Annotated in this window: 10 protein-coding genes; 3 read left to right on the forward strand and 7 right to left on the reverse strand. The window is 45.5% G+C overall.

Annotated features, from left to right (window positions below; all coding sequences use genetic code 11):
* Window positions 1-187: 187 nt before the first annotated feature.
* From NO989_RS09605 to NO989_RS09630, 6 genes are read right to left on the reverse strand one after another with little or no spacing between them, the layout of a single operon-like run.
* On the reverse strand, window positions 188-2,008 hold the full coding sequence (locus NO989_RS09605; protein WP_156086112.1) for a BatD family protein: 1,821 nt from the start codon (window positions 2,006-2,008) through the stop codon (window positions 188-190).
* A complete protein-coding gene (locus NO989_RS09610; RefSeq protein WP_371342437.1) occupies window positions 2,009-4,063 on the reverse strand; it encodes a VWA domain-containing protein in 2,055 nt (684 codons plus the stop codon). It lies immediately after the preceding gene.
* Complete coding sequence (locus NO989_RS09615; protein ID WP_371342438.1) at window positions 4,063-5,139, reverse strand: VWA domain-containing protein; 1,077 nt, start codon at window positions 5,137-5,139, stop codon at window positions 4,063-4,065. The genes NO989_RS09610 and NO989_RS09615 overlap by 1 nt, the downstream gene beginning before the upstream one ends.
* Window positions 5,132-5,767: a DUF4381 domain-containing protein gene (locus NO989_RS09620; protein ID WP_371342439.1), complete on the reverse strand. Its 636-nt coding sequence runs from the start codon at window positions 5,765-5,767 to the stop codon at window positions 5,132-5,134. The genes NO989_RS09615 and NO989_RS09620 overlap by 8 nt, the downstream gene beginning before the upstream one ends.
* Window positions 5,767-6,741 carry a DUF58 domain-containing protein gene (locus NO989_RS09625; protein WP_136780892.1) on the reverse strand — a complete coding sequence of 325 codons (975 nt, stop codon included), beginning with the start codon at window positions 6,739-6,741 and terminating at the stop codon, window positions 5,767-5,769. Before NO989_RS09625 ends, NO989_RS09620 begins: the two co-directional genes overlap by 1 nt.
* A 3-nt stretch (window positions 6,742-6,744) precedes the next feature.
* Window positions 6,745-7,701, reverse strand: a complete 957-nt coding sequence (locus NO989_RS09630; protein WP_014948808.1) for a MoxR family ATPase — start codon at window positions 7,699-7,701, stop codon at window positions 6,745-6,747.
* Between the two features lie 429 nt (window positions 7,702-8,130).
* Here NO989_RS09630 and fadI point away from each other — a divergent pair, with 429 nt between their 5' ends.
* The 3 genes from fadI (at window position 8,131) to NO989_RS09645 (ending at window position 12,007) form a co-directional block, all read left to right on the forward strand.
* Entirely contained in the window at window positions 8,131-9,441 is a 1,311-nt protein-coding gene (gene fadI / locus NO989_RS09635; RefSeq protein WP_014948809.1) for an acetyl-CoA C-acyltransferase FadI, read from the forward strand.
* Window positions 9,442-9,460: 19 nt separating this feature from the next.
* The gene (fadJ, locus tag NO989_RS09640) at window positions 9,461-11,602 is read left to right on the forward strand and encodes a fatty acid oxidation complex subunit alpha FadJ (RefSeq protein ID WP_014948810.1); all 2,142 of its coding nucleotides are present in this window, start codon (window positions 9,461-9,463) and stop codon (window positions 11,600-11,602) included.
* Window positions 11,603-11,809: 207 nt separating this feature from the next.
* The gene (locus NO989_RS09645; RefSeq protein ID WP_014948811.1) at window positions 11,810-12,007 is read left to right on the forward strand and encodes a hypothetical protein; all 198 of its coding nucleotides are present in this window, start codon (window positions 11,810-11,812) and stop codon (window positions 12,005-12,007) included.
* A 100-nt stretch (window positions 12,008-12,107) separates the two neighbouring features.
* Here NO989_RS09645 and NO989_RS09650 read toward each other — a convergent pair whose 3' ends face one another.
* The gene (locus tag NO989_RS09650; protein ID WP_168532690.1) at window positions 12,108-12,275 is read right to left on the reverse strand and encodes a hypothetical protein; all 168 of its coding nucleotides are present in this window, start codon (window positions 12,273-12,275) and stop codon (window positions 12,108-12,110) included.
* Window positions 12,276-12,361 lie beyond the last annotated feature (86 nt).

Below are 12,361 nucleotides of genomic sequence, written 5' to 3' on the forward strand. Positions count from 1 at the left end.
TAATTGATTATTTTTATGAGCTAAAGCTTCAAAGATTAATAAGCCTTAAAGAGGACAATAAGGCTCAAAGGGTCGACTGTTTCTCAAACGCAAACATTTCTGTTACCAAGCCCTTGCCACTGAGATTTAGCTAGTTGCAAGGGCTTTCATTACGCAAATTCTAGTGTATTGGCAAATAAAATGCGTTTTATGAAGCAGGATATAAGGCAGATAGCGTGTTATTGTTCCCTTCACTTTTTTGCTTCCATTCGCTGCGGGCAAGCTTAGCTTCATGTGAAAGTTTATCTAAAGCTTTCATGACCTGTTTAGATTGGGTGTTAGCGTCAGCTTTACTGGCTGAAAAGCGCAGTGCATAGAGCTCATTAACACTAGCGTTGATTCTTTCAAACTGCGAAAGTTGCGCTTTACCCGAAGTTAACGCGTTTATCCACTGCTTAAGAGCAGGCGTAAGTAAACGTGTGTCCTTTGCCTTTATTACTGACATTAGGTTTTGAAACTGTGCTTTTTCATCCCACTGAGCATAAGAGTGGAGGCGCTGTGCAGAACCGGTTTTGTTAGTGATCCCAGGTCCCATAAACTGAGCCTGTTTAAGCTTTCTGTAGGTAACTAACCATCCTGTAAGCGCAATGATGAACAGCAAAAGTAATACACAAGTTACCATCCAATTAAGCTGGGTACTTTCGTCAGTACTGACGTCACCTGAAGCGCTGTCTAATGGTTTATTCTCATTGCTAGCACTAGCGTTAGGCTGTTTTGCAGTTGACGGTATATCATTTTGAATATCTTCATTGCTTGCACTACTGATTGAAGGAGTGTCTAAGCTATTCGGAGTATTGGCATTATTTGCGCCAGACGCTGGCGCTACCGTAATTGAACGGGCGGGAATAGTGGCATACTCTGTTTGCTGAGTAAGCGTATTAAACCAAGGAATAGTAATTTCAGGTAAGACAAAGTTACCAGGCTGCGTTGGAATGATCGCCAGCGACGTTTGGCGCTGTGAAATTAAGCTCTGGTCTTTTTCGACTGTCGTAGTATTAGATTGATCAGGGTACAGCTTAAAGTTTGGCGGATAAAACTCAGGAATATCAGGAAGCTGCTCTTCTACTACGCCCAATGCGGTTAGCGTAACAATACGGGTGACTGGTTCACCTGCTACAAAACTATCACCTTGTGGCCATTCTTCATCCACTCGCACCATTTCAGAAGGCAACCAAGGGTAATCTATCCCCTGAGGAATGGGCTTAATGTTCACCGTAATGTCGGGCCCAACCCGATTAATTTGCTGGGTGCGGTTGAAGAAGCCAAAACGTTGGTTAGTATTGGCAGCCATAACTTCGCCAGTGAAAATAGGGCCTCTTAGCGTAAATTCACCGGATGCTTGAGGCACAACAGCAAATTGACGCTCTATAATCTGATACCGTCTTCCATTTACTATATCTGTATACTGTTTATCTTCTCCTAGCTGGGTGATTTCCGCATTTTGCATTTCTGGCGCTTGTAGACTGCCGCGCTCAATATTGCTAGAAAGAAACAGCTTAACCGTGTAAAGCAGCTGTTGATTTAAATAGGCCTCTTTTACGTCGATGTCAGTGGTAACAAAATAGTCTCGGGCGACATTACTTTGTTCTTGAACCGGAATAACTTTGATCTGAATAGGTTGGGTAGATTTTCCCTCAATGGTTAATGAAGGAATGGTGAACGTGCCTTCCTTACGAGGAAATAACGTAGTGGTCCAAACGGTGGTGCGCTTGGTGTCGAAATTGACAATTGAGGTTTGGCTACTTACTGATGTTCTTCCGACCACAAAGTCTTTAAGCAGGGGAGAGCTGTCGAATGCATCTCTTTCCGCGCTGCCGTCTGCGGTAACCGTTAAGCGAATGGCTTCATCCAACATGACAGGGTTTCTATCAATGGTGGCTTCCAGCGAATTTACATCGGCATAAGCCGCCGTACTTAAGAGTAGGGTTAATAAAAAAACTATAAGTGTAGATTGTAATAAGGCTCTCATCTACCAATCACTCCGGTTTGAAGGCATACGTTGACGCTGACGTTTTTGTGCTTCTAATTGCATTTTTCGTTTTAGTAGGTATGCAGGGTCGTCTGGCACGCGGCGCATTAAACTCTCCATTCGCTGCAGCTCTTCTTTTTCTGCGTCGGTAAGCTCGGCCTCTTGACCTTGCATTGCCTGTGCTTCCTGCTCTGCTTGTTGTTCGTCTTTTTGTGCTTGCGCGCTGTCACCTTGATCAGACTCTTCTTGTTCTGCATTTTGCTGCTGAGAGTCTGATGACTCGTTCCGACTGTTCATCTCGGAATCATCAGGCTGTTGTGAGTTATCTCCGCCACTTTGCTGTTCATCGTTAGCTTGGCTTTGATCAGACTGTTGACCCTCATTATCGTCTTGCTGACCATTCTGCTCGTTTGAACCTTCCTGATTGTTCTGGTCCCCTGATTGCTGTTTGCTATTAGGGCTATCAGAGTTATCTTGGCCATTATCCTGCGAGTCACTCTGTTCACCATCATCGCCATTATCGTTCTGGTTTTGCTCCTGATTCTGCTGTTGCTGCTGTTTCAGCAAATCCTCGACAATCTTTTTGTTGGTTCTTGCATCGTCGAAATCGGGGGCTTCGCTTAACGCCTGATCATATTTCTTAATAGCGTCTTCAAGCTTACCGAGTTTTGCCAGTGCATTGCCTTGATTGTAAAGACTCTCGGGACCAGGAATGCTTTTGAAGGCATTTAATGCACCTTCGTAGTCACCTGATTTATAAAGTGATGATGCTTTCCAGGTGTCGTCATTAAACTGATTAACGGCGTCTTTGTACTTGCCTCTTTGATAGCTGTTTAATGCTTCTTGGTTGTCATTCATAAATGGCGTTTGCCACCATGAGAGTGAATCAGGTTTGTTTGCCATCTCTAGAGTATCTTCTGGTGCGCCTATGCCTTGTGACGTGCTTATGCCTTGTGACGTGCCAGCAATTTCTGAGGCTTGGGCACGTTGCAGAGCATGGGCGTTTTTAATCATAGAGGGGCTAAGTAAACCCACCAACACGATGAAAACTAACCCGCGTTTGAATGCGAAGGCGGCAAACGGTAGAAGTATAAGCAGCAAGTAAGGGCCAACTTCTTTCCACTGGTCTCCTTGTAAATTACTTTCTTCTTCGTTCTCTTCGCTGTCGCTTTTATCTAGCAGAGATACCGAGGCGAGGGCATCAATGTCGGTGTCGTTTGATGTAAAGGATTCAAAGCGTCCGCCGCTCGTTCTAACCACGCCTTTCACTGCGCCTTCGTTTAACTTGGGTATAACGATGCTGCCGGTGAAGTCTTTTAATAGCTCGCCGCTTTGCTGGCGGATAGGCGCGCCTTCAGATGTCCCAACGGTAAGTGCATTTACTGTAAAAGGAATAGAAGCCACATACTCCTGAAGCTCTTGTTGTTGTTCTAACTCTATTCCGTCAGTAATCCAGTAGATCATGCCTGAGTTATATCCGGCATTCGTGAGAAGCTCTGACGCACTCTCTATACCTAGGAGAGGGTCGCTGCCCGGCACGGGCATAATTTCCGGTGACAGGCTAGGGATTAGGGTTGTGATATTTCCTGCGTCTTCGGTTAAGGGGCTAATGACAAACGCATCGCCAGCGTAAGCAACCAAGCCCATTTCTCCTTCACCAATAGCGTTGACTAGGTCTATCGCTTTATATTTAGCGCGAGTTAGCCTGTCTGGCGTCATATCGGTAGCGCGCATTGAAAGCGACATATCTATGACTATAACGTGTCCCATTTTCAACTGGTAAACCGGCTGCGGCAGGCGCTCCCACGTTGGGCCAGCGAGTGCTATCACACTTATAATCCACACAAAAGCAAGCATCCACATTGGAGGTTTTGCGCCCATTTCGTTTTTTCCAATCACCATGTATTGATATAGGTGAGAAGGGATCACAGATTGCCAGCCAGATTGCTTAGCCGTGGTTTTTCTAATTAAAAGCACAAGCAGCATCAGGGGAACGAGCGCGATAAACCATTCGGGGCGTAAAAAATGAAATTGGTTTAAGAAGTCGAATTCCATTACTTCGTCTCCCTATTTATTTGAGCTGCTTGTATTGAATCAGCTGAGTTCGGGGGTTGCTGGGACGAGTTAATTCGTCTTTGTGCGAACCAACGAAATGTTGATAAAAGAACCGTCAAGAATGCCCATAGTGCTGACAGTAATATTGCCGCACCAAGGGGATAGTAAAACAGTGCGCTCAATGGACGCATCTTACGCGTTTCACCTTCAATAGGCTCAAGCGCGTCAAGTTGTTGATAAATAGCTTGAAGTTCCTGGGCATTTCGAGCCCTAAAATATTGGCCGCCAGTGCTAGTCGCAATGTCGGTTAACATGCCTTCATCAAGTTCTTGCGACGGGTTTATTTGTCGGCTGCCGAAAAAGCTCTGGATCAGCATTTTATCTGCGCCCACACCAATAGTGTAAACCTTCACACCCTTACTAATCGCCAACTCTTTCGCCTGCTCAGGTGTAATATTCCCTGCAGTATTTTGCCCATCGGTAAGAAGAATTAATACGTTATTAGACTCTTCCCGTTCGTCAAAGCGCTTCACCGCTAAACCTATCGCATCGCCAATAGCCGTCTGTTCGCCAACCAACCCAATGACAGCTTCACTCAGAAGTGTAGAAACGGTATCTCTGTCATAGGTAAGCGGCGCTTGAACGTACGCGGTATCGGCAAATAAGATAAGGCCAATTCTGTCGCCAACGCGACGCTGAATAAAGTCATAAACCACCGACTTAGTCATGGTTAAACGGTTAACTTGTCGGCCATTTAGCTGCATATCATCTATCTTCATACTGCCCGATAAGTCTACTGCTAACATCATTTCTCGACCTTCGTTTGGTATGCTAACAGGCTCTCCTAACCATTGAGGGCGCGCGGCAGCCGTTACTAGCAGCAGCCATATTAAGCTACTTACCACTAGCGGTATTCTGGTTTGTTTCAATTGGGTTTGCTCTGACACATCGCCAGGTCGCAAACTAGGAACCCGCAATGCAGCCATGGGCATGTCTTGTGCTTTTTTAGAAAGCAGGCGTACGATAATAGGCAAGGGGAGTACGAAAAAGACCCACCACCAAGCAAAATTAAGCATGATGCGGCTCCTTGGTTTGCTTATCATGAGCGCTACCATCGTTTAGACCGCCATCATTCACATCGCCGTAAGCCCCCTTGTTTTTTGGCAGTTTGGCTTTTAAAAGCCAGTTTTTTACTGCCCCTTTGCAGGTTTCAAAATCACTAGGGTTGGGGGTGGCTTGATAAACATTATTTACTAGCAAACCTAAATCACTTTCAAGTTTACTATCACTACTTTTCAATGCAGAGGTTAAGAACGCTTGCCACTGTTTACCGTATAACCCGGCTACTTGCTGAGTTGGGTAATAGCTCATAGCCGTGCGTTTTAGAATTGAGTTTAACGCCACGGGCCAATTGCTTTGTTGTGCTGAAATCGATTCAAGTAAGGCTAAAGCTTGCTTGCGCGCCTTGTTGTGACGTATGTGAGCAGTGATAGTTTTATATAGGCAAAATAGGGCAAGTAAAAACACTGCGATAGCGACCCACCAACCCCAATCTAATGGCCAAATGTTGACCTCTGTAGGTACGTGTATATCGCGCAGCTGAGCAAGTGGGTCTTGCTGCTGAGGTGGCACTGACATTTGATTAGCCGATGTCGTTTGAGCTGAACTGGATAAAAGGCTTGATAAAAGATTGTTGCTCTGCATTAATTAAGCTCCAACCTTTGTTCTTGCTGCATACTTTGAAGCTGTTCGTCTAGGGGAAGACCCGCTGAAACACTGAATCGAGCGATATTGTTTTTGCGCAAGGTGCTATAAATCGCGCTATTGTGTTCGCTGCGCCATTTTTGATAGTGCTGCTGCTCGGTATTGTCGCCTAACACCCAACGTTGTTGGTTTCGACCATCAGAAACGCTGACGGTTTGTAATGAACTGGTTTGCGGCAAAGCGTGTTCTATTGGATCGTTAATCACGATAGCCCTCACTTCACAGTGTCGAGTTAAGTGACTTAAGTGTTGAATAGCTTGGGTACTTAAATGCTGAAAGTCTGATACCAGATAAACCAAGCTCCCAGGTCTTGCTAAACGTCTTGCCCTAGCGCACGCATCGGCAAAAGCTTGTTCGTCTTTGTCTTTGTCCGGCTCAGATTGCGCGCTCTGTTCGTGCAATGCCATAAGTTCATGACACACGTGCAACACGGCTTTTTTGCGTGTTAGTGGTTTAATTTCTTTGTGCTGTTGCTGATTAAATACTAGCGCGCCAACTTTATCGCCGCGAGCGGCAGCTGACCAGCTAATTAATGAAGATACATGAGCGGCTTGCACCGCTTTAGTAAGCAGTTGCGTGCCAAATGCCATTGACGGTAGGTAGTCACAGAATAGAAAAACCGGGCGCTCTCGCTCTTCCCGATACACTTTAGTGTGAGTTTTACCCGTGCGCGCAGTAACGCGCCAATCAATAGCGCGAATATCATCACCAGGCTGATAATGACGGGCCTCATCAAACTCCATGCCTCGGCCTTTGTGCTTGGTGAGATAACTCCCTGCAAGTTTAGCTTGTGGCATACGTTTAGGCGCTAAGCTAAAAAGCTTAGCCAACTGTTGATAGCGAAGTAGCTCCGCGGTAGACAGTGACACCCCGTTACTTTGCAGCTTGTCTAGCTGCGCTTGTACATTCACCATAACTTAAGGAACTGCGACAGTTGCAACAATCTTATCAAGTACGTCGTTAATCGTTACGCCTTCAGCCTCGGCTTGATATGACAGAATAATGCGGTGGCGAAGCACGTTGTGAACCACAGCTTGAATATCATCAGGACCAACAAAGTCTCTGCCGCTAAGCCATGCGTGAGCGCGTGCACAGCGATCTAAGCTTATGGTTGCTCGGGGGCTTGTTCCCATCGCTATCCACTGGCCTAATTCCGCGTCAAAATTTGCAGGCTGACGTGTGGCCATAATCAATTGAACTAAATACTGTTCTAACTCAGGCGCCATATACAAAGACAACGCTTCTTTACGCGACGTAAAAATATCGTCTTGAGTTAGCGTTGGTGGCGTAACAGGCGGTTCTGAGAGGGCTTCACCTCGCGTTAAACGCAATATCTCTAATTCTGTCTCGGCGCCAGGATAATCGATGTCCACGTGCATTAAGAATCGGTCTAGCTGTGCTTCAGGTAGTGGATAAGTTCCTTCCTGTTCTAGCGGGTTTTGCGTTGCCATTACTAAAAATAGCGGAGGAAGAGGGTAGGTTTTACTGCCTACCGTAATTTGACGTTCCGCCATGGCCTCAAGCAGGGCCGACTGCACTTTTGCGGGGGCACGGTTGATTTCGTCGGCTAGCACTAAGTTATGAAAAAGCGGCCCTTTTTGAAAAACAAACTCGCCAGTCTCGGGGCGGTATATGTCTGTCCCAGTTAAGTCGGCAGGCAAAAGATCAGGGGTAAATTGTACGCGATGAAAGTCGCCGTCAATACCGTTAGCAAGTGCATTGATTGCGCGTGTTTTTGCAAGCCCTGGAGGGCCTTCTACCAGAAGGTGGCCGTCGGCCAAAAGAGCGATAAGAAGGCTTTTGGTTAACGCATGCTGACCAATAATCTGCTGGTCTAAATAAGCGTGTAACTGTTGAAATTGCGCTGCTGCCATAATGCAAAATTTCCGTTTGAGTTCTCGTTATCAGGAAGTGTCATTTGAACGATAGATTTATTAAATATCTTATAAAGTGATCGCTTAGCTAAAAAGTAAATTACATATTAATTTAGATAGCTCTAGCCCGTCACAATGACACAAAACAGACTTTCATTTCCATATAAGGTTCATTCTATCTTTCTTCAAGTCGTCAAACAGTAATAAAAATGCGATATGCGGTTGGATGCAAAGCAAGCTTTTTAAATTTCGATAGCATAAAACGGTCAAAATTTGTAAACAGGGCAAACTTTAGTTTCATTTATGTTGTCCTTAACCCTGCATTATTTGCTATTTTGTTCATTGTTTGTAAAAATCGGGTTTATTACAGGTCAGACCACTTTGGGGCGATAAGCTCAAACGGAAGTCGGTCATTAATTTAGGTGCATTATGGCAACAAAACAATCAGTTACTACCCGAGAGGGTGATCGCATCGCCATTGTCGCGGGGTTGCGTACTCCGTTTGCGAAGATGGCTACATATTTCCACGGTGTTCCGGCTGTTGATCTAGGTAAAATGGTCGTAAACGAACTTCTCGTTCGCCATGGTGTTCAAAAAGAGTGGGTTGACCAAGTTGTCTACGGTCAAGTAGTACAAATGCCTGAAGCGCCTAATATTGCGCGCGAAATCGTGCTTGGCACAGGCATGAATATTCATACCGACGCTTACAGCGTATCTCGCGCATGTGCGACGAGTTTTCAATCTACGGTTAACATCGCAGAAAGCATGATGGCTGGTACGGTACAAGTAGGTATTGCTGGTGGTGCTGATTCAACGTCGGTATCACCTATTGGGGTTTCTAAGAATTTAGCGCGTGCGCTGGTTGATTTACAGAAAACCAAGACCCTTGGCCAAAAGCTAAACATCTTCAAGCGTTTAAGCTTAAAAGACTTAGCGCCAGTACCTCCTGCTGTAGCTGAGTACTCTACCGGTTTGTCGATGGGACAGACAGCAGAGCAAATGGCGAAAACGCATCAAATTTCTCGTGAAGAACAAGACAAACTTGCACATCGCTCGCACAGTCTAGCTGCTGAAAGCTGGGAAGCAGGCAAGCTGTCTAGCGAAGTGATGACCGCTTATGCTGAACCGTATAAAGGTGCGCTTGAGCGCGATAACAACGTACGTTTCGATTCTAAGCTTGAAGGCTACGCGAAACTTCGCCCAGTATTCGATAAAAAGTACGGCTCGGTAACTGCGGCAAACGCTACACCGCTTACTGACGGTGCTTCTGCAGTACTTATGATGACAGAGAGCCGAGCGAAAGAGCTAGGCTACACGCCGCTAGGTTATATAAAGAGCTACGCGTTCTCGGCAATTGATGTGTGGGAAGACATGCTAATGGGGCCGTCGTACGCGACACCTATCGCGCTAGACCGCGCAGGTATGACGCTAAACGACCTAACCTTGATTGAAATGCACGAAGCGTTCGCAGCGCAAACCTTGGCAAACGTTAAAATGTTCGCAAGTGACAAGTTCGCTAAAGAGAAACTTGGCCGCGACAAAGCGACGGGCGAAATTGATATGGACAAATTCAACGTAATGGGTAGTTCAATTGCTTATGGTCACCCGTTTGCTGCAACCGGTACACGTATGATTACGCAAATGCTTAACGAACTAAATCGCCGTGGCGGTGGTACAGGCCTTCTTACTGCATGTGCTGCGGGTGGTCTTGGTGCCGCAATGATTGTGGAGACAGAATAATATGAGTCAGGAACAAGAAATGACAAATGAAGTTCAGCCAACATCAGGCGCATTTACGTTAACTAAGCAAGATAATGGCGTTGCTATTCTTAGCATGGACGTACCTGGCGAGAGCATGAATACGCTTAAAGCTGAGTTTGGCGATGAGATATCTGCCATGCTTGATGATATTGAACGCGACAGCAGCATCAAAGGTGTGGTGTTAACAAGCGGCAAGCCAAGCTCATTCGTAGCAGGTGCCGATATCACCATGCTAGCAGCGTGTAAAACTGCGGAAGATGCCACAACGATTGCCGCTGGCGGCCAAGCCATTTTCGATAGAATTGAGAACATGAAGGCTACCTTTGTTGCGGCTATTCACGGCCCAGCGTTAGGCGGTGGTTTAGAACTAGCATTAGCGTGTCACTACCGTGTATGTACCGATTCACCTAGCACTCAGGTAGGTCTACCGGAAGTGCAGCTAGGCTTGTTGCCAGGCAGTGGTGGTACTCAGCGCCTTCCTCGCCTAATTGGCATTCAGCAAGCGATGAAAATGATGCTTACTGGGTCTCCAGCACGCGCTAAGCAAGCTAAAAAGTACGGTATTGTAGATGATGTGGTACCTCACAGTGTTTTGCTAAAGGTAGCTGAACAGTTTGCGCTTAAACGCAAACCAGAAAGAGAAGCGCCGCAAAAGAGTGTGATGGACAAAGTGTTAGAGAAAACCGGCCCGGGCCGTAACATGATGTTCAAAAAAGCGCGCGAAGCGACATTTGCCAAAACCAAAGGTAATTATCCAGCGCCAGGTTACATTATTGATGTAATTGAAACAGGCATGAACGAAGGGATGAAAGCGGGGCTTAAAGCCGAAGCTGAAGCCTTTGGTAAGCTTGTTATGACGCCGGAATCTTTCCAGTTACGTCAGATTTTCTTCGCTACGACAGAAATGAAGAAAGAAAACGGCGTTGAAGGTGTTAAACCTGAAAAAATGAAGAAAGTCGGTGTGCTTGGCGGTGGTTTAATGGGTGGTGGTATCGCCTATGTAACGTCGACCAAAGCCGGTGTACCTGTCCGTATTAAAGACGTGCGTGCTGAAGGCATAGCCAATGCAATGAAATATAGCTATGACATCTTAAACAAAAAGGTGAAGAAGCGTTTCATGCGCAATAGTGAAATGCAGAAACAGTTGGCGCTTCTTACCGGTACGCTAGATTATAGTGGCTACCAAGATGCTGATATCGTGGTTGAGGCGGTTTTTGAAGATTTAGATCTTAAGCAAAAAATGGTGGCGGATATTGAAGAGAACTGCAAAGAAAGCACGATCTTCGCGTCTAATACGTCGTCTATTCCAATTACACAAATTGCAGCTAAAGCAGCACGACCTGAAAACGTGATTGGTCTACATTACTTCTCGCCAGTAGACAAAATGCCGTTGGCCGAAGTTATTGCTCACGATAAAACGTCTGACCAAGTCATTTCATCGACGGTAGAGTTTGCTAAAAAGCAAGGCAAAACGCCGGTAGTTGTTAAAGACGGTGCGGGTTTCTACGTAAACCGTATTTTAGCGCCGTACATGAATGAAGCGGCAAACCTCATTCTTGACGGTGAGCCTATTGAGCACATCGATAAGTCATTGGTTAAGTTTGGCTTCCCTGTAGGCCCTGTGAAACTACTTGATGAAGTGGGCATTGATGTTGGTACTAAGATTATCCCATTCCTTGTAGAGGCGTTCGGCGAGCGCTTCACTGCGCCAAGTGCTTTCGATAAAGTACTTGCAGACGGCAGAAAGGGTAAGAAAAACCAAAAAGGGTTTTATTCTTATGAAGGCAAAAAACCAGGTAAAGAAGTGGATGAATCAATCTACGAATTACTTGGGCTATCGCCTTCTGCCAAACTAAGCGAAAAAGAAGTTGCTGAACGCTGTGTATTAATGATGCTTAATGAAGCAGCGCGCTGTTTAGACGAAGGCGTTATCCGTAATGCGCGCGACGGCGACATTGGCGCTATCTTCGGTATTGGTTTCCCTCCATTCTTAGGCGGCCCGTTCCGCTATATGGATACACTGGGAATTAAACACGTTGTTGCTCGTTTAAACCATTATGCTACTGCTGTAGGTGATAAATTTGCACCTGCTGAAGTGTTAGTAAAAATGGCAGAAAACGATCAAAAGTTTTACAGCTAAGTTTATAAAATGTTAAAAGCCGGGCGTTGCCCGGTTTTTTTATGTCTAATGGGTATTTTTGCTGGTTTATTGTTCTATTTTGGGTAGAATTCCTGCGGTTAAAAAATGAACGTGTCAAATTGTTGGCGTCAATTATCAGTAAGTTAAATTGAATAATTGATGGGGACAAGTAACCCCACGTAACTAGGTCAAACAGGCGGAGGCAGTGTGATTTCACTCGTAGTATTAAGCGTTATCTTCTCTCTATATTTTTATGTAGAAGCGTTTAAATGGGGGATGAGCGCGAAAAAGTGGGCGATAGCGGGTTTTGTGTTAGGTCCAATCTTACTGCCCATGTTCTCAATCTCTCGCCATATACATTGGCGCAATGCAGTAGGGTTTAACAACCTTTATATTTCTGCGTAGTCTTTCCTAGCGGTCTGCTGAAATAAGTAAGTGGGGCGTAAAATACAGGTATAAAAAAAGAGAGCGTTGCTCTCTTTTTTTGGAAATTCTAAGGTATCTCCTAAAGACCAATACCGTAACCGCCACCACCCGTCTTAGGGCGAACTGTTTGTGGTTGAGTTACTGTCTCTTTTTGCGACTCAGGAGCTTGTTTAGCGCCTTCTTGCTTGTCGGCAGCAACTGGGGTAGCGGTAGAAAGTACTAGTGCAACTGCGTACTCTTTTAACATGTTAATTTCCTCTGATTATTTTGAACGAACAAACAAAACCGATTTTTTATATTTGTCATCGGTATCTAATACTTAGCTAAATGTGT

Source organism: Alteromonas sp. DY56-G5 (genome assembly GCF_041414725.1).
Taxonomy (GTDB): Bacteria; Pseudomonadota; Gammaproteobacteria; order Enterobacterales; family Alteromonadaceae; genus Alteromonas; species Alteromonas macleodii.